18 protein-coding genes are annotated in these 18,540 nt (G+C 30.8%); 17 read left to right on the top strand and 1 reads right to left on the bottom strand.

The window, feature by feature from the left end; translation table 11 throughout:
- Window positions 1-349 precede the first annotated feature (349 nt).
- The 5 genes from DW1_RS09715 to pyrR all read left to right on the top strand — a co-directional run bounded on the left by DW1_RS09715 (window position 350) and on the right by pyrR (window position 3,433).
- Entirely contained in the window at window positions 350-628 is a 279-nt protein-coding gene (locus DW1_RS09715; RefSeq protein WP_200800503.1) for a DUF5665 domain-containing protein, read from the top strand.
- 9 nt (window positions 629-637) lie between these two features.
- Window positions 638-1,294 carry a TraR/DksA C4-type zinc finger protein gene (locus DW1_RS09710; RefSeq protein ID WP_074350427.1) on the top strand — a complete coding sequence of 219 codons (657 nt, stop codon included), beginning with the start codon at window positions 638-640 and terminating at the stop codon, window positions 1,292-1,294.
- A gap of 98 nt (window positions 1,295-1,392) precedes the next feature.
- Window positions 1,393-1,848: a signal peptidase II gene (gene lspA, locus DW1_RS09705; RefSeq protein ID WP_074350426.1), complete on the top strand. Its 456-nt coding sequence runs from the start codon at window positions 1,393-1,395 to the stop codon at window positions 1,846-1,848.
- 13 nt (window positions 1,849-1,861) lie between these two features.
- Window positions 1,862-2,773 carry an RluA family pseudouridine synthase gene (locus tag DW1_RS09700; RefSeq protein WP_074350425.1) on the top strand — a complete coding sequence of 304 codons (912 nt, stop codon included), beginning with the start codon at window positions 1,862-1,864 and terminating at the stop codon, window positions 2,771-2,773.
- A 120-nt stretch (window positions 2,774-2,893) separates the two neighbouring features.
- The gene (pyrR, locus tag DW1_RS09695) at window positions 2,894-3,433 is read left to right on the top strand and encodes a bifunctional pyr operon transcriptional regulator/uracil phosphoribosyltransferase PyrR (protein WP_074350424.1); all 540 of its coding nucleotides are present in this window, start codon (window positions 2,894-2,896) and stop codon (window positions 3,431-3,433) included.
- Between the two features lie 228 nt (window positions 3,434-3,661).
- On the opposite strand, the gene DW1_RS09690 is transcribed toward pyrR, so the two are convergent.
- Window positions 3,662-5,437 carry an Rqc2 family fibronectin-binding protein gene (locus DW1_RS09690; protein ID WP_074350423.1) on the bottom strand — a complete coding sequence of 592 codons (1,776 nt, stop codon included), beginning with the start codon at window positions 5,435-5,437 and terminating at the stop codon, window positions 3,662-3,664.
- Between the two features lie 508 nt (window positions 5,438-5,945).
- Between DW1_RS09690 and DW1_RS09685 the strand changes: the two genes are divergently transcribed.
- The 12 genes from DW1_RS09685 (at window position 5,946) to pknB (ending at window position 18,535) form a co-directional block, all read left to right on the top strand.
- The gene (locus tag DW1_RS09685; RefSeq protein WP_347499720.1) at window positions 5,946-6,839 is read left to right on the top strand and encodes a YicC/YloC family endoribonuclease; all 894 of its coding nucleotides are present in this window, start codon (window positions 5,946-5,948) and stop codon (window positions 6,837-6,839) included.
- Window positions 6,840-6,866: 27 nt separating this feature from the next.
- Window positions 6,867-7,127, top strand: coding sequence for an extracellular matrix/biofilm regulator RemA (locus tag DW1_RS09680; protein WP_074350421.1), 261 nt, complete (start codon window positions 6,867-6,869; stop codon window positions 7,125-7,127).
- Window positions 7,128-7,153: 26 nt separating this feature from the next.
- Entirely contained in the window at window positions 7,154-7,750 is a 597-nt protein-coding gene (gene gmk, locus DW1_RS09675; protein WP_074350420.1) for a guanylate kinase, read from the top strand.
- Window positions 7,751-7,761: 11 nt separating this feature from the next.
- Window positions 7,762-7,965 (top strand): DNA-directed RNA polymerase subunit omega, encoded by a 204-nt coding sequence (gene rpoZ / locus DW1_RS09670; RefSeq protein ID WP_074350419.1) that lies wholly within the window; start codon window positions 7,762-7,764, stop codon window positions 7,963-7,965.
- A 20-nt stretch (window positions 7,966-7,985) separates the two neighbouring features.
- Window positions 7,986-9,179 (top strand): bifunctional phosphopantothenoylcysteine decarboxylase/phosphopantothenate--cysteine ligase CoaBC, encoded by a 1,194-nt coding sequence (gene coaBC, locus DW1_RS09665; RefSeq protein WP_074350418.1) that lies wholly within the window; start codon window positions 7,986-7,988, stop codon window positions 9,177-9,179.
- 97 nt (window positions 9,180-9,276) lie between these two features.
- Entirely contained in the window at window positions 9,277-11,763 is a 2,487-nt protein-coding gene (gene priA, locus DW1_RS09660; RefSeq protein WP_074350417.1) for a primosomal protein N', read from the top strand.
- An 11-nt stretch (window positions 11,764-11,774) separates the two neighbouring features.
- Window positions 11,775-12,227, top strand: coding sequence for a peptide deformylase (gene def, locus DW1_RS09655; RefSeq protein WP_074350416.1), 453 nt, complete (start codon window positions 11,775-11,777; stop codon window positions 12,225-12,227).
- Between the two features lie 10 nt (window positions 12,228-12,237).
- The gene (fmt, locus tag DW1_RS09650) at window positions 12,238-13,167 is read left to right on the top strand and encodes a methionyl-tRNA formyltransferase (RefSeq protein WP_074350415.1); all 930 of its coding nucleotides are present in this window, start codon (window positions 12,238-12,240) and stop codon (window positions 13,165-13,167) included.
- Between the two features lie 176 nt (window positions 13,168-13,343).
- A complete protein-coding gene (gene rsmB / locus DW1_RS09645; RefSeq protein WP_074350414.1) occupies window positions 13,344-14,687 on the top strand; it encodes a 16S rRNA (cytosine(967)-C(5))-methyltransferase RsmB in 1,344 nt (447 codons plus the stop codon).
- A 72-nt stretch (window positions 14,688-14,759) separates the two neighbouring features.
- Window positions 14,760-15,803, top strand: coding sequence for a dual-specificity RNA methyltransferase RlmN (gene rlmN, locus DW1_RS09640; protein ID WP_074350413.1), 1,044 nt, complete (start codon window positions 14,760-14,762; stop codon window positions 15,801-15,803).
- Between the two features lie 31 nt (window positions 15,804-15,834).
- Window positions 15,835-16,578 (top strand): Stp1/IreP family PP2C-type Ser/Thr phosphatase, encoded by a 744-nt coding sequence (locus tag DW1_RS09635; RefSeq protein WP_074350412.1) that lies wholly within the window; start codon window positions 15,835-15,837, stop codon window positions 16,576-16,578.
- A gap of 4 nt (window positions 16,579-16,582) precedes the next feature.
- Window positions 16,583-18,535 carry a Stk1 family PASTA domain-containing Ser/Thr kinase gene (pknB, locus tag DW1_RS09630; RefSeq protein WP_074350411.1) on the top strand — a complete coding sequence of 651 codons (1,953 nt, stop codon included), beginning with the start codon at window positions 16,583-16,585 and terminating at the stop codon, window positions 18,533-18,535.
- The last annotated feature ends 5 nt before the right edge of the window (window positions 18,536-18,540 follow it).

Below are 18,540 nucleotides of genomic sequence, written 5' to 3'. Positions count from 1 at the left end.
AGTATGCTTTTGATAGTGCACTAATAATGGAATATTGAGGTGATATAGTGTATCTTAATAAAAATGTAGAGAATGCAGACTATTTATTGTTTTTTTTCATATTACTAGTACAAATCTGGGGAGCAAAATTTAAAAAAAACAATTTACTGTTTTTCTATATCTTATTAGCTTTTTTTACCTAGAATTAGATAATGCGAATTGGGCTTTATCAGTTTAAGAAACACTTAAATAGATAAAGCCTATTACATTTCAAATAAATGTAATATAATGTAATCAGGCATATATGATACATAATATATATGATTATAATTATGATCTTTTGGGAAGATTATTATAAGGGGGATTAATTGTGAGCAAAAATAACGAAATAGAGAAAAGATTAGAAGAACTAGCAAATAATCTAGAAAAAGCAAAACTTCATGAGTATGTAGATTTTGTTAATAATAAAAAAAGATTATTATATGTTAATTTTCTAGGGGGACTAGCTAGAGGATTCGGTATGGCAATAGGGTTTACCATACTAGGTGCATTGGCAATATATTTTTTGAACAGAATTATATCATGGAATATTCCCTTAATAGGTGACTTTATCGCTGAGATAGTAAGAATCGTACAAGAAAGATTGTAGGAGGAGGAAATGGAGAAACAAAAGCTAAGGTATTTTCAGAATTTGCTAATGAATGAGAAAGAAGATTTACTTAATACACTAGAACTAATGAATAAAAATGAACCCAATGAGGAGTTGCGAGAGCATTTTGAGGAGTTGTCTAGCTATGATAATCATCCTGCTGACTTGGGAACAGAAACTTTTATGATGTCACAAAATATGAGTTTAAAAAGTAGTCAATCTAGCGTTGTAGATGAAATAGATGCTGCACTAGAGAGAATTGACAATGGTTCCTATGGAGTATGCAGAGTTTGTGGAAAAAATATAGAGGAAGATAGATTAGAAGTAATTCCATATACTAGCCTTTGTATAGAATGTACTAAGGAAGAAATTCCTATGGATAAAAAAATTAGATTTCGACCCCAAGAGGAAGAAAGAATAAAATACCCTTATGGAAGATCAAATACTGGCATTTCAGATGAGGATAATGTAGGCTTTGACGGGGAGGATAGCTTACAGTCTGTATTAAGATTTAATGATGTCTCAGGAGATCCTTCATTTTCAACAGGTGATAATCAGGGAGTATTTGACGATGTAGAGCGAGGTTTGGTAGAGGAAGTTGAGGGAATATCAGAAGAATATTATAGAGAACAGTATGATGATATTAGGAAAGAAGATTTTGATTAAGAGGCTGGATACCATTCTAGCCTTATTTTTTGGCTAAATGTTGTCAAAAGAAGTCTTATAATTTAAAATAGTAGTATATCATTTTGAGGAGGTTGTAAATGCTATACGCAATTATAAGTTTAGTAGTAGTACTATTAGATCAAGTTACTAAGTTTTATGCAATAACATCACTTAAAGGTAATGCTCCAATAGTAATTATCGAGAATTTTTTGCAGTTCAATTATGTTGAAAATTTTGGAGCAGCCTTTGGCATACTACAAAATAAAAAGATTTTTTTTATTGTGATGACAACTGTAGTAGTGATAGGGATTATTATTTACATAAAAACAAATACTAATTTAACTACAATTATGAAAATAGCTTTATCTATGGTAATTGGAGGAGCCATAGGTAACCTTATTGATAGAATTAGACTAGGCTATGTAGTTGATTTTATTGATGTAAATTTTTGGGGACTTTATGACTTTCCTGTATTTAATATAGCAGACAGTTCAATTGTTATAGCTACAATATTTATATGTTATTTAGTGATTTTTAACAAATATGAATTTTAGAAAGAGTGTTATTATGGAACTATTAGAAATTTTTGTTGATGAAGATGATAATGAAAGATTAGATTTATATTTAGCTCATGAACTTGATGATATTTCTAGATCATATATTCAAAAGCTTATAAAAGAAGGACTAGTTAAAGTTAACAATAAAGTAGTGAAAGCAAGGTATATAGTATTAGAAGGGGACCATATACAAGTCTATCTTCCTGAGCCTAAAGAGTTAGAAATAGAGCCAGAAAATATACCTATAGATATAGTCTACGAAGACAAAGATATAGCAATAGTTAATAAACCTCAAGGCATGGTAGTACATCCTGCCCCTGGTAATTATAATGGTACACTAGTAAATGCATTATTGTATCATTTAGGTAATTTATCTAGTATTAATGGCATAATTAGACCAGGCATTGTACACAGAATAGATAAAGATACTTCAGGATTGCTAATGGTCGCAAAAAATAATTTTGCCCATGAGGAATTATCAAAGCAGTTAAAGGCTCATACCATAAATAGAATATATAATGCACTTGTAGATGGTAACATTAAAGAGGACATGGGAACAATTGATGCGCCAATAGGAAGGCATCCAATAGATAGAAAAAAGATGACAGTAACAGATGTAAACAGTAGAGAGGCAGTAACTCATTTTAGGGTTTTAGAAAGATTTGGCCAATATACATTAATTGAGGCAAAGCTTGAAACAGGTAGAACACATCAAATAAGGGTACATATGTCTTTTATCAATCATGCAGTAACTGGCGATCCTGTTTATGGAGGTAAAAATCAAAGATTTAATACTAATGGACAACTTCTACATGCTAAAACTTTAGGCTTTATCCATCCTAGAACTGGTGAGTACTTGGAGTTTGACTCTTCACTGCCCGAACACTTTACTAAAATATTAAATATGTTAAGGGATAAATAGTTCAAGAAAAGCAATATTCAAAATATACTAAGTATTTTTAAATTTAACTATTATAGTTAATAAGTTTCTTTAATTTTTATATTAATAAAAGTTTTAAGAAATAATATAGGAGGAATTAGGATGAATACAAAAGCCATTATCATGGATGAAAATGCAATAAATAGGGCTATTACTAGAATAGCTCACGAAATACTTGAAAAAAATAAAATTGTAGATGATTTAATACTAGTAGGTATAAAGACCAGAGGAGTACCATTTGCTAATAAGATTGCAGAGAAAATTAAGCAGATTGAAAATAAGGATGTACCTGTTCAAATCTTAGATATTACGCTGTATAGAGATGATTTGACAGAAATAGATCAAGTGCCAATAGTAAAGTCAGAAGAATTTAGCTGTGATATAACTAATAAGATAGTTGTTTTAGTTGATGATGTTTTATTTACGGGCAGAACTGTAAGGGCAGCACTTGATGCCTTGATTGACAAAGGTAGACCACAGAAAATTCAATTAGCCATATTAATTGATAGAGGGCATAGAGAACTTCCTATAAGGGCAGATTTTGTGGGAAAAAATGTTCCTACTTCACGAAATGAGGTTATTAGCGTAAACTTTCATGAAACTGATGGTCTAAACCAAGTATTGATAAATACATTGAAGTAAAAGTTTCTATCGAAACGTTATAAACTAAGGAAACTTTTATTGAGCATTTGCATAAGCGACTTGCACGAAATCAAAGATTTCGGCAGTCTGCTTAAAACTCATTGAGGTTATAACGAGTTCTTGATTATAAGGACTGCAAAGTAGACCTTTCTTATTCGTTATAAGAAAGGTTTTATAGAGAAACAATAAACTCCAGCACTACTTTATGCTGGAGTCTAGTTTTGGTTATTATTTTGATTTGACAAAATTATTTATTAAAGTTTTCTCAGGCGTTACATAGACCGTATTATAATAATCATATATAACCATACCTGGCTTGGCGCCATTAGGTTTCTTGACATTTTTTCTTTCGGTATAATCTACTGGCACATTACTAGATAACCTAGCCTTACTATAGTAGGCTGCGAGTATTGCTGCCTCTAATATGGTGGTTTCGGGAATCTGATTATTCTTATTTTTAATAATTACATGAGAGCCAGGTATATTTTTAGTATGCATCCATATATCATCTTTATTAGAAAGTTTCAAGGTAAGATAATCATTCTGCTTATTATTTTTTCCAACAAAAATATCATATCCATCCGAAGAAATAAAATGAAGTGGAATGGAGGATATTTCTTTTTCTTTCTTTTTTATTTTTGATGAAGATTTTTTTATATAGCCTTCACTAATCAGCTCTTCTCTTATTTCCTCTAATTCGCTAAGTTCTGTGCAGTTTTCAAGGCTAATTAGTATATTTTCTAAATAATCTATTTCTTCTTGTGTTTTTATGATTTGTTCACTAACAAGATGATATGCGTTTTTTAGTTTATTATATTTTTTATAATATCTTTGAGCATTTTGAATAGGTGATAACCTAGGATCTAACGCTATTTTAATCTTATCTAAGTTCTCACTATAAAAGTTTTCCAAAACAACTGAAGTTTGTTTTTTTTCAATCTTATGAAGATTTGCAGTCAACAAATCACCATATATCTTAAATATTTCTCTTTCTTCTGCTTCCAAGAGCTCTTCTTTTTGTTTCGCAAATTTATTAAGAGCTCTATCAAGCTTTACGGAAACGGATTTTCTCAAGTCAATGGACTTATGTTTAATTCTGTCTATTTTATCTCTTGTAATATAGAAATCCTCTAACAATTCATTTATAGAAGAGTAATGTTTTTTTGGAAGCTTACCATATTGTAGTATATCTATGGTTGAGAAGCCTATAATTTCACTTTCATTCTCATCCAGTATTACCGTTGGTGAATATACTTTTTTAATTATATTTTCATAAAATTTTTCAAAAGAGATATAAAGACTCTCAATTTTTGTATTATCTAATTCTCCTACTATTAAATCTACTTCTAAGTTAGCTCTGAAGCATATTTCTCTTGCTAATAAAGGGCTTAGACCAATAATATTTCCATATAATGCTTTATATACAGGTTTTCCTTTTTCGCACCTATATATAAAATCAATAAAATTCTCCCTAGATAGATGAATAGGATACATTTTATCCTGAGAAGGGGGGGTATTGTACTCAAGGCCAGGTAAAATTTGTCTAACACTACTTACAGATATAGGGACACGTTTTACAGAATCAATGATTTTATTTGAATTTTTGTCGATTAAAATAATATTACTGTGTTTTCCCATAATTTCTATAATTAAAGTTTTAGTAGACAGTACTCCAAGCTCATCTAGACTTTGTATATCTATGCAAAGGACTCTATCTAAAGAATATTGATAAATGTCTAATATTTTTCCACTTTGAATATGTTTTCTAAGAAGCATGCAAAACATAGGTGGAGTGTTTGGATTTGCTTTTGTATTATTTGTAACATAAATCCTAGGGTTACTGCTACTTGCAGAGATAAGCAGTTTGTAATTTTTGCTATCTTTTCGTATGTTTAAGATTATTTCATCATTCTCAGGCTGATGTACTTTCTCTATCCTCCCGTTTACTAGCAAGTTAGCTAGCTCATATACTAATGAACTCATTACTATTCCGTCAAAAGACATAAGTTATTCCTCCAAATAAGTTTTAATAAAGTATAACATTTTTTAAAACCAATGGGAAAGTTCTATTTAATTTTATTTAATGAACTTCCTTATTTGTATTTTACAATAAAATTCTAGAAAGCTGAAAATATTTTAAATAAATGATTAATATCATAAAACATTATAAAAATAACTAAAACGATAATAAAAGACTTTATTCAAAATTTAATTATTAAGATTTCGTAATACCATGAAGGATTGACAGATATAGAGTCAAATAATTTATAACGAATAAGAAAGTTATACTTTAGAACTATCCAAAGAGTTTTTTTACCAATGGAGTTCAATAAGAATTTTCTTTATGTTAATATTATTAGCATAAGGTGCTTGATTTTATATTTTCTAGATAATTTATAAAGTATTCAAAAGTAATATATGGATAGAATTAAACTATATATTGATATTACTGGCTTCATGACATTGACACTAGTGTATTTTATGGTAAAATTGATTATAATAGTTGGGAAGGATGAGTAGCTTGGTAAAGAGTATGACAGGATTTGGTAGAGGAGAAATGAATGATGGATTAAGGAATTTCACTGTAGAGATTAGATCTGTAAATCATAGGTATAATGATACTTTAGTGAAAATGCCCAAACATATTTCATATCTTGAAGAAAATGTAAAGAAGAAAATTCGAAATGTAATTAGTAGAGGAAGAGTGGAGACTTATATTAACCTAGAATATGTCGGAGAAGGAGATATTGAGGTAAATGTTGACTTACCTTTAGCTAGGTCTTATAAAAGTGCTATAGATTTACTATGTGATGAGATCGGATTAAAAAGAGATATTTCTGTAGAGCTATTTGCTAGATTTCCAGACATACTAAAAACAAAGAAAAAGGAAGAAGATGAAGATGAAATATGGCTATGTCTAAGTAAGGCAGTAGACATGGCTTTAACAAACTTGATTTCTATGAGAGTTGAGGAAGGTCTTGAGCTTTCTAAAAATATTAAAGCAAAACTCCTTAATATACGTGACATAGTTAATCAAATTGAAAACAGAGCACCTTTAGTAGTAATAGAATATAAGGAAAAGCTTTGGAATAGAATTAAAGAGCTGTTAGATGAGAAATATGAAATTGATGAAAGCAAACTAGCTAACGAAGTAGCTTTTTATGCTGATAAATGCAGTATTGACGAAGAAATAGTCAGACTATATAGTCATATAAATCAATTTATTGATACCTTGGACTCAGGAGATGATTCTATAGGTAGAAAGTTAGACTTTTTAGTTCAAGAGATGAACAGAGAAGTAAATACAATTGGTTCAAAAGTTGGAGATATTTTGGTCACTAATTATGTTGTTGAGCTAAAAAGTGAAATGGAAAAGATTAGAGAACAAATCCAAAACATTGAGTAATTTATTTTTTATTTGAGGAGGATGAGCATGAGTATTAAGCTGATTAACATAGGTTTTGGTAATATAGTGTCTGCAAATAGGATTATAGCTGTAGTAAGTCCTGAATCGGCACCAATTAAAAGAATAATACAAGAAGCAAGGGATAGAGGAATGCTTATTGATGCTACTTACGGTAGAAGGACAAGAGCTGTAGTTATTACAGATAGTGATCATATTATTTTATCTGCAGTACAGCCAGAAACAGTTGCACATAGATTAAATAATAAAGATACCAATGAAATAGAATAATTATATTACGAAAAGAGGAGAGCTACATGGGAAATGGGTTGCTTATTGTAATTTCGGGTCCATCTGGTGTAGGCAAAGGGACTGTATGCAAACGCCTATTGGCTGATAATGACAGAATTAGCTTATCAGTTTCTGCTACAACAAGAAAGGCGAGAGCAGGTGAAATTGATAAAATAAGTTACTTTTTCATTAGTAAAGAAGAATTCGAAGATATGGTAAAAAGAGAAGAATTTCTTGAATATGCATATGTACATGGTAATTATTATGGTACTCCTAAAAAGTATGTCCTTGATAAAATTGAAAATGGACAGGATGTTTTGCTTGAGATTGATATACAAGGAGCACTTAAAGTAAAAGAAATATATCCAGATGGGGTCTTTATTTTCATAATGCCACCTTCAATGGAAGAATTAAAGAAGAGGATTATTAACAGAGGAACAGAGACAGAAGAAGCAATTTCAAAGAGATTAGAAGCTGCTTATGAAGAAGTTGAACATGTTCTTAAGTATGACTATGTGGTACTCAATGATGAAATTGAAACAGCAGTAAAAAAAATAGAAGCTATTATTGATGCTGAAAGATGTAAAGTTAGCAGACAGTTAGACATTATTAATAAGATTTAGGAGGTTTTTTTATGTTATACCCTTCAATTAATGACTTATTGAAAAATGTAGATAGTAGATATACCTTAGTATTATTAGTTTCTAAAAGAGCTAGACAAATTGTGGATGGGGCAGAGCCTCTAGTAGAACCAAAATCTAACAAACCAGTATCTATTGCAGTACAGGAAGTATCAGAAAATAAGGTTACCTATACAAGACCACAAGCAAATAAATAATTATCCTGTGAGGTGTCTAAATGTTCAGTGGAAAAAACATAGTAATGGGAGTTACAGGAGGTATTGCTGTATATAAGGCGGTAGATGTAGTTAGCAGATTAAAAAAGTTAAACGCAAATGTAGACGTCATAATGACTAAATCTGCAACTGAGTTTGTAACACCTTTAACTTTTCAATCAATATCTCAAAATCCAGTTACAGTAGATATGTTTAATGAACCGAAACAATGGGATATACAACATATTTCTTTAGCAAAGAAGGCAGATTTGTTTATAATAGCACCTGCCACAGCTAATATTATTGGTAAGGTAGCCAATGGTATTGCAGACGATATGCTTAGTACTACGATAATGGCTACTAGAGCAAAAGTGGTTTTTGCACCTGCTATGAATACAAACATGTATAATAATGTTATTTTTAAAGAAAATATGAATAAACTAAAAAGCCTTGGTTATGAATTTATTAATCCTGGTTCCGGTAGATTAGCCTGTGGAGATATTGGAGAGGGTAAGATGGCAGAACCTATTGATATAATTGACTACCTGACAAACCTATTTGCCAATAATCAGCTTAAGGGAAAAAAGTTTATTATTACTGCTGGTCCTACAATTGAACCTCTTGACCCAGTAAGATATATGACTAACTATTCTAGTGGGAAAATGGGGTTTGCTTTAGCTAAAGTGGCGCAGCAAAGAGGTGCAGAGGTTATTCTAATAACTGGTCCAGTGAATCTAGAGCCACCAATAGGAGTTAAGCTTATTAAAGTAAATACAACTCGAGAAATGCTTAATGCAATTGAGAAACATTTTGATGACTGTCAGGTACTTATTAAGGCAGCAGCTCCGCTTGACTATAGACCAGTTACAGTTAGTGGACATAAGATAAAAAAAGAGAAAGATGAAATAGAATTTAAATTTATTAAAAATCCAGATATTGCAGCACATTTTGGAAAAATCAAAAAGAATCAAATAATAGTAGGTTTTGCTGCAGAGACAGAAAATATTATTGATAATGCATTAAAAAAGATTGATAAAAAGAATCTAGATTTTATTGTAGCTAATAACGTCTTAACAGAGAATGCAGGATTTAAAAGCGACAATAATATTGTAACAATTATTGATAAAAATGGAGCCAAAGCCGACTATCCAATGATGAAAAAAGAAGATGTAGCAAAGGTTATTATTGATAAAGTTATCGAAATGCTGAATTGTTAACTAGAGCTAGATATTTGATATGGTAGAGGTAAATCTTTATCATGTAAATATCTAGCTTTTAAAATACTTTATGTATTTATTTGAAAGGTTGGGTTTTATGACTGATAAAGATTTTGTTGAAGTAGTCGTAGATAATACTAGCGCCAGTACTGATAGATTCTATACTTATGTTGTACCCGAAGAATATAAAAAACATATAGAAGTTGGGAAAAAGGTTTTAGTTCCTTTTGGAAAAGGCAATAAACTTGTTGAGGGAGTAATAGTAAATGTTATCAATAATACAGAGATACCTAAAAGTAGAATAAAGCCTATTAAAGACATATTTAATGATGATCCTATTTTATCAAAAAACCTCATTGAGCTAAGCTTTTGGATGAAAGATAGGTATTTAGCTCAATATTCTGATATTCTAAAATCTATGATGCCATCAGGTACAATTAATAAGGTGGTTGAGATTATAAAGTTAGTGAATAATGAAGAGGCTGTTTATGAAAAACTCAAGTCTAAGAATCAATTAAAAATAATAGAGTTTTTAAAAAAGCATGGAGAAACTGAACTCCAAAAGATTAGAGAAGCAACTGGAATAATAAATATCAATCCAAGCATAAATACACTTGCCAAGAATGAAATAATACAAGTTACTAGAAAAATAAACTCTGAAGTAAATAAAAAATATGAGAGGTTTGTTAAAAGAGTATTTTCTACTAATGATACAGAAGAAGTAATCAATACATTATCTAAAAATGCAATAAAGCAGATTGAAATCGTAAAATATTTAAAGAATATTGAGTCTATAAGCTTAAAAGACATAATGGTGGAGACTAGCTGTAGTCTTAGTTCATTGAAAGCTTTAGAAGAGAAAGGCTTTATAACTATTGTTGATGTCGAAATCAAAAGGGATGCCATAACAAAAGAGATCAATCCATATAAAAAAATAAAACTGACAAAAGAACAAGAAGATTGTATTGATAAGATATATAGAGACTATCTTGAAAATGGGTATAATAAGTACTTACTACACGGAGTAACTGGAAGTGGAAAAACTGAAGTCTATCTTAATTTAATTGAAAGAATCCTTGAGTCAGGAAAACAAGCAATTGTATTAGTTCCAGAAATATCACTTACCCCTCAAACTGTAGAAAGATTTGCAGGAAGATTTAGAAACAATGTGGCTGTGTTGCATAGTAGATTGTCAAATGGTGAAAGATACGATGAATGGAGAAAGATAAAAGAAGGAGAAGTGCAAATAGTTGTAGGAGCTAGGTCTGCAATCTTTGCTCCCTTTGATAAGCTGGCATTTATTATTATTGATGAGGAGCATGAGGCAAGCTACAAATCAAGTATGAATCCTAAATATAATGCAATAGAAGTAGCAGAAAAAAGATGCGAAATTGAAGGTGCTACTTTAGTTCTTGGCTCTGCAACACCATCTATTGAAAGCTATTATAAAGCTAAACAAGGTGAGTACAAACTAATTGAATTACCTAACAGAGTAAATAATAAAGAGATGCCTAAGATTGAAGTTATAGATATGAAAAAAGAACTTGATAATGGAAACAAATCAATGTTTAGCAATTCTCTATATAGTTCTATCTTAGAAAACCTTAGGGCTAATAAACAAACCATATTGTTCTTGAACAGAAGGGGATTTTCAACTTTTATTTCTTGTAGAAAATGTGGCTATGTTGTAAAATGTAAAGAATGTGATATTTCTTTAACCTACCATATGTCACAAAATACTCTAAAATGTCACTATTGTGGCTTTGCCTTAAAACCACCAACAATATGTCCTAGTTGTGGTAGTAAATATATTAAGTATTTTGGTACAGGTACACAAAGAGTAGAAGAAGAGATTAAGAGATTATTCCCTAACGCAAGAGTTTCTAGAATGGATTTGGATACTACTACAGCAAAAGGAAGTCATGAAAAAATATTTGAAAAAATGAAAAAGGGAGATATTGATATCCTTATTGGAACTCAAATGATAACAAAGGGCTTAGATTTCCCTAATGTGACTTTAGTAGGAATAATAGCGGCTGATCTCACACTAAATATACCAGATTTTAAGGCTTCTGAGAGAACATTTCAGTTATTAACACAAGTTGGAGGTAGGGCAGGAAGAGGAGAATATGATGGAAAGGTAATTCTTCAGACTTATGAACCTGAGCATTATAGCATAATGACTGCTAAATCTCATGATTATGTAAATTTTTATAATAAAGAGATATCTATAAGAAAAGAATTTAACTATCCACCATTTAGAGATATAATAAATATTATAATATCGGGAGAAAATGAGAAGGATACTTACAATGTGGCTAGCTCAATAGCAAGAGATATTAGGCTTGAAGTATTTAAACAGATCGATAGTGCAGAACATAAGGAAACCATTATAGGCCCCATGGAGGCTCCAATATATAGAATAAAGAATAAGTATAGACGTCAAATTATTATTAAAGCAAAGAGAAGCAATATTACTTTGATAACTAAGGCAATAGATAGGGTAAATAAGGATAACATAGAAAAAAATAATGCTAAGAATATAAGTGTAAGCATTGATTTTAATCCAGTTTCAATTATTTAGGAGGTTATAAAATGGCCATAAGACAGTTAAGGTATGAAGATGATCCGATTTTAAGGAAAAAATCTAGAGAGGTAGATGTAATTGATGAGAGAGTTAAGATTTTAGTACAGGATATGCTTGAAACAATGTATAAGGAAGAAGGAGTTGGCCTAGCAGCTCCACAGGTTGGTGTTCTTAAAAAAGTAGTGGTAATTGATATAGGTGAAGGGCCAATAATACTAATAAATCCTTATATAGTCCGAGAAGAAGGAGAAAACATTGATTTAGAAGGTTGCTTGAGCATACCAGGAAAAAGTGGTAAGGTGTGTAGACCTGAAAAAGTGACAGTAGAATATTTAGATTTAGGTGGAAATAAGAATGTAATTGAAGGAACTGACCTTTTAGCTAGAGCGCTTTGCCATGAAATAGATCATTTAAATGGAATATTGTATACTGATAAGCTAGTAAGTATTGAAGAGGAATAGGAGTGTTAGGATGAAAGTTGTATTTATGGGTACTCCAGATTTTTCTGTGCCAACACTTGAAGCACTATATAATAATGGACACCATGTATCTCTTGTAATTTCTCAAGCTGATAAGGCAAAAGGAAGAGGCAAGAAAGTTCAATATACACCAGTAAAAGAAAGAGCCCTTGAACTTGGATTAAATATATATCAGCCTGATAATGTTAATTCAAGCGAAAGTGTTGAAATAATTAAAAATGAGAATCCAGATGTAATAGTTGTAGTAGCCTATGGGCAAATTTTAAAAGAAAGCATATTAAATATTCCTAGGTTTGGATGCATAAATGTTCACGCTTCACTTCTTCCTAAGTATAGAGGAGCAGCTCCAATCAATTGGGCAATAATAAATGGTGAAAAGACCACAGGTGTGACTACTATGTTAATGGAAAAGGGATTAGACTCTGGTGATATGCTACTAAAAAGAGAGGTTGATATACTTGATGGGGAAACAGCAGGTGAGCTACATGATAGGCTGATGAAATTAGGAGCAGAACTTCTAATAGATACTATTGCGGATTTAGAAAGAGGTTCTATAATTAGAATTCCACAAGATCATGAAAAAGCTACTTATGCACCTATGATGTCTAAAGACCTTGGAAAAATCAACTGGAATGAAAAAGCCATCGATATTCAAAACTTAGTTCGTGGTACACAGCCATGGCCAGGAGCATTTACAACATATAAAGAGAATAATATAAAAATATTGGAAGTAGATATTGTAAATAAATTCAATGATGAAGAAAGTGGTAAGGTAGTTAAAGTTAATAATGAAGGAATATATGTAAATACTTTAGATAAATGTATAGCCATAAAACAAATTCAGTTTCCAGGCAAAAAAAGTATGTCAGTATCAGATTTTTTAAGAGGGAATGATTTTGAAGTAGGGGTTCTATTAAAATAAAAATTAACTTAAATAATATCTAATAGAACTCATATTAAATAATACAGCTTTTAAATTGCTGCAATAAAAAAGAGGTTAAGGGGCTGTCTAGTCCCTTATTTTTGATTAAGCCACTGCATAAAAGATTTGCATGGAGGCAAATATTTTAATATTTGCTTATATTATGAGGTGAAATAATGAAAAAAAACCCTAGAGAAGTTGCAATCAAAATTTTAAACGAAATTAATGAGGAGAAGGCATATTCTAATATATCTATAACAAGAAATATTGACAATGATTTGAGTAGTTTAGATGAGTCCTTAATAAGAGAAATAGTCTATGGAGTTATGGAAAATAAACTTTTAATAGACTGGGTTATAATGCAATTTTCTAAAGTGAAGCTTAGAAAAATTGCACCTATAATTAAAGAAATTTTGAGAGTTGGGGTCTATCAAATACTCTTTATGGATAGAATACCAAATAGTGCTGCTGTCAATGAATCAGTGAAATTAGCAAAAAAATATGGTCATAAAGGTTCTATAAGTTACGTTAATGCCATACTGAGAAATATCTCAAAAGATATAAATGAATTAAAATTACCTGAAAAACATAAAAACCCTGTTGAATATTTATCAGTAAAGTATTCTCATCCTAGATGGATGGTAGAGAGTTGGTTAAATGACTTTGGTATGGATTTTACTGAAGAACTTTGTATTGCCAATAATGAAAGACCTAAATTAAACATAAGAGTAAATACCTTAAAAATTTCCAAAAAAGATTTAATGGATAGGTTAGAAAGTAAAGGATTTATTATAGGTGAAGGCAGCTATGCATATGACTGTATAATTATATATAATCCTGTTAGAATTACAGACACAGATGAATTTAAAGATGGACTATTCCAAATACAAGATGAAAGCTCTATGTTAGTAGCTCAAATAATGGATCCAAAGCCAGGTGACTTTGTAGTGGATGTTTGTTGTGCACCAGGAGGAAAGACAACTCATATTGCTCAAAAAATGAAAAATAAAGGTAAGATAATAGCTAGAGATATTCATGAACATAAACTTAAGCTAGTTGAAAGCAATATAAATCGATTAGGAATTAAAATTATTGATACAGAAAAGTATAATGCCCTAGATTTAGATGAAAATTTAGTGAATAAGGTTGACTGTTGTCTTGTGGATGCCCCATGTTCAGGCCTAGGATTAATAAGAAGAAAGCCAGATATTAAATGGAGAAAGGAAAAAGACGATTTATCAGCAATTACAAAATTACAATTTGAAATATTACTAAATGGCAGTAAATATGTTAAAAAAGGTGGGACGCTTGTTTATAGTACATGTACAATTCAAAAAGAGGAAAATATTTATCTAATAAGAAAATTCATTGAATATAATAATGATTTTCGATTAGTTAGTTTTGAGGATTGTATAGATAATGTTGAATTGAGTAAATCAGCTGCAAATGGATATATTGAACTATATCCCAATATTAATAATACTGATGGCTTTTTTATTGCAAAGATGATTAAAATATAGATGTTTATAGTTAAATTTTTATTTATTATGATATAATATATTATGTCTTGCAATATTTGTAGGAGGGATTATTTGGACAAAACTGATTTAAAATCGCTTGAAATAGAAGAATTAGAGGAAATATTTCTAAAACTTGGAGAAAAAAAGTATCGAGCAGCCCAAGCATTTAAATGGATGCATCAGAAGATGGTTTCTTCTATAGATGATATTACAGAACTTCCTCAGGGGCTCAGGGACAAGCTGAACTCTAATTATAGAGTCAGTAACCTTAAGATTGCGGAGAGACTAGATTCTAAACAGGATGATACCATAAAATACTTATTTGTACTAGATGATGGAAATGTTATTGAAAGTGTGATGATGAAATATAAACACGGAACTTCTGTATGTCTATCTACTCAGGTAGGATGTAGAATGGGATGTGAGTTCTGTGCTTCAACCAAAAGTGGTTTAGTACGTCATCTATTACCAGGAGAGATACTGGAACAATTTTATCAGATACAGAAAGAACAGAATATTAGTATTTCAAATGTAGTATTAATGGGTAGTGGAGAACCACTAGATAACTATAATAATGTAATGAAATTTTTCAAAATCATACATGATAAGAATGGACAAAATTTAGGCTATAGACATATTACAATTTCAACATGTGGTCTTGTACCTAGAATTTTTGACTTAGCAGATGAGGGAATACCCATTAACCTATCTATTTCTCTTCATTCTCCATTTGATGAGGAGAGAAAAAAGATTATGCCAATAGCTAAGAAATACAGTATACGCGAGATAATGGAAGCATGTAGTTATTATATTGCTAAAACAAACAGAAGGGTAACCTTTGAGTATACCTTAATTAAGGATGTAAATGATCATCAGAAGGACGCATTAGAAATAGTTAAATTGCTAAAAGGTATGTTGTGCCACGTTAACCTAATTCCTCTTAATACTATAAAAGAATTTAGTCATACAAAATCTAATGAAAAATCAGTACTTAAATTTAAAGATATTTTACTTAAAAACGGAATAAACACTACTATAAGGAGAGAAATGGGTGCAGACGTAAATGCTGCTTGTGGACAATTAAGAAGAGACTATATTGAAAGGGGATACTCTTAAACTACATTATCTTGTGAAGCGGGGTGTTAAGATGTTTATATGTGCGTGTTCAGATGTGGGTAAAGTAAGAAATATAAATCAGGATTCATATTATTACTCAGATGATGACAAACTACCTTTATTTGTAGTCGCAGATGGTATGGGAGGTCACAATGCAGGTGAAGTGGCCAGTTCTTTAGCAATTGATACAATTAAAGAAAGCTATTGCAGAGATAAAGAGAATATTATTCAAGGTAACCTGGATATTCCAAGGTTTATAAATACAACATTATTAGAGGCTAATAATAGAATATTAAAGGAAGCTAAAGATAATCAAAGTTGTGTAGGTATGGGAACTACAATCACCTTAGGGATTATTCACTATAATGAGATATTTATTGGGCATATGGGTGATAGTAGAGCATATTTATTTAGCGAACATGAACTGTATCAGTTGACCCAAGATCATTCTCTTGTAGCTGAATTAGTTAGAAATGGAAGTATTAGCAATGAAGAAGCTATTCATCATCCCCAAAAGAATATTATTACAAGAGCATTAGGTACTGATACTGAAATAAAGGTTGATATAATTAATAGAAATCTAAATGATGGTGATCTAATAATATTATGTACTGATGGACTAACTAACTTAGTAAGCGATGAGAAAATAAAAGAAGTATTAAATAGTTGTGAGGATATACGACAAGCTTGTTGTTTACTTACAGATGTAGCAAATGAAATGGGTGGTTTTGATAATACAACAGTTATGATTATTAGATTTGTTGAAAAGAGGTGAAAACATGATTGGGAAAATATTAGGAAATAGATATGAAATCCTCGAAAAAGTTGGCGGTGGAGGAATGGCTTTAGTCTATAAGGCTAAATGCAGATTACTAAATAGGTTTGTTGCTGTAAAGATACTAAGATCTGAATTCATACATGATGAAGATTTTATTAATAAATTTAGAAGAGAATCTCAGGCAGCTGCAAGTTTATCTCATCCTAACATAGTAAGTATTTATGATGTAGGTGTAGAGGATAACATTCATTATATAGTAATGGAATTTGTTAATGGAAAAACCTTGAAGCAACTAATAAGAGAGAAAGGGCAGCTTAGTATAGAAGAGTCTCTAGACATTGCTATTAAAATTGCTGAAGCCTTAAGCCATGCCCATGAAAACCATATAGTTCATAGAGATATTAAGCCTCATAATATTTTAGTAACAGAGGATGGTATAGTTAAGGTAACTGATTTTGGAATTGCCAGAGCTGCTACTACCTCTACAGTGACTAATACAAGTAACGTTATAGGCTCTGTTCATTATTTTTCACCAGAGCAAGCTAGAGGTGGCTATACTGATGAAAAATCAGATATCTATTCTCTTGGAGTAGTTATGTACGAAATGATTACTGGTACAGTGCCTTTTCAAGGGGATAGTCCTATTTCTGTTGCTTTAAAACATATACAAGAGGATATAGAACCTCCATCTCATATTGATAGCTCTATCCCTTTGGATTTGGAAAGTATTATTATGAAATGCGTTCAAAAAGACCAAAGCTTAAGGTATAGTGATATCAAAACTCTATTAAGTGACTTAAAAAAATTTAGAAATAGTGACGAAATTCACATAAGTAATTTCAACGATTCACCTACTAGAATTATTCCAAGAATAGATGATACTTTGATAAACCAAGAGGGAAATGATTCAATGAAAAATCAAAGAAAAAAAGTTGATAAACGTAATATGAATAGTGATAACATCTATAAAGATGAAAAAGGAGGCTCATCTAAGTTAGTTACATTAACAGCAATTATTTTAGCCTTATTGTTGACTATAGGGATAACTGCAGGATTTCTTTGGCTTAGAGGCCAGATACAGGGTCAGGAAGTAAAGGTAATTGATGTTAGAGGGCTTCATAAAGATGTTGCAGAAGAAAAATTAAACGAAATTAACCTTGTTTTGAGAGTGAAGAGTGAAGTTTATAGTAGTGAATATGAAAAAGGTCATGTAATAGATCAAAGTGTAAAAGCTGGAGAGACTGTAAAAGAAGGATATCCTATTGATGTTACAATAAGTAAGGGCGTAGAAGAAGTAGATGTTCCATATGTAGTTAATAAACATATAGATGAAGCTGAGAATCTTTTAGAATCTGAGGGACTGCGCAGTGTTCCCGAACGTGTTTATAGTGACATTCCAAAGGATTACGTTATAAGTCAAACACCAGAAGAAAATCAAAGAGTGCCTAAGGGTTCTACAGTGAAATTAGTCGTTAGTGATGGACCTGAGATAAAATATGTTATTGTACCAAATGTAATCGGAGAAAATATAGATAAAGCTAAGAATGAGCTAACAAACTTAGGATTAGTTGTAGACATCAAGTATGAGTACAATGAAAATGTAGATAAGGATATCATAATATGGCAAGACCTTACTGCTGGCTCAGAAGTTGAAGAAAACACAACTATAAAACTAACGGTAAGTAATGGTCTGGAGGATATGGAAAAACCAGATGGAAGTGACAAAAAAGAAACAGATGTAGACGAAATAATAAACAATAACCTATCTATTATATTACCAAAAGATAAAAATGAAGTTGAGGTCAAAATATATAGGATACAAGATGGAGAAAGAGAAGTAATTTATAATGAAGTTCACAGTACAAGTGAAGAATCTATATCTGTTTTAGTTGAGGGTAAGAGAAGTGCAAAGTATGAGGTTTATTTTGATGGTGTGTTTATTGATGAAATATAATTATA

Origin of the sequence: Proteiniborus sp. DW1, assembly GCF_900095305.1 — a bacterium.
Classification (GTDB): Bacteria; Bacillota; Clostridia; order Tissierellales; family Proteiniboraceae; genus Proteiniborus.
This window is presented reverse-complemented; position numbering and strand designations above follow the sequence as displayed.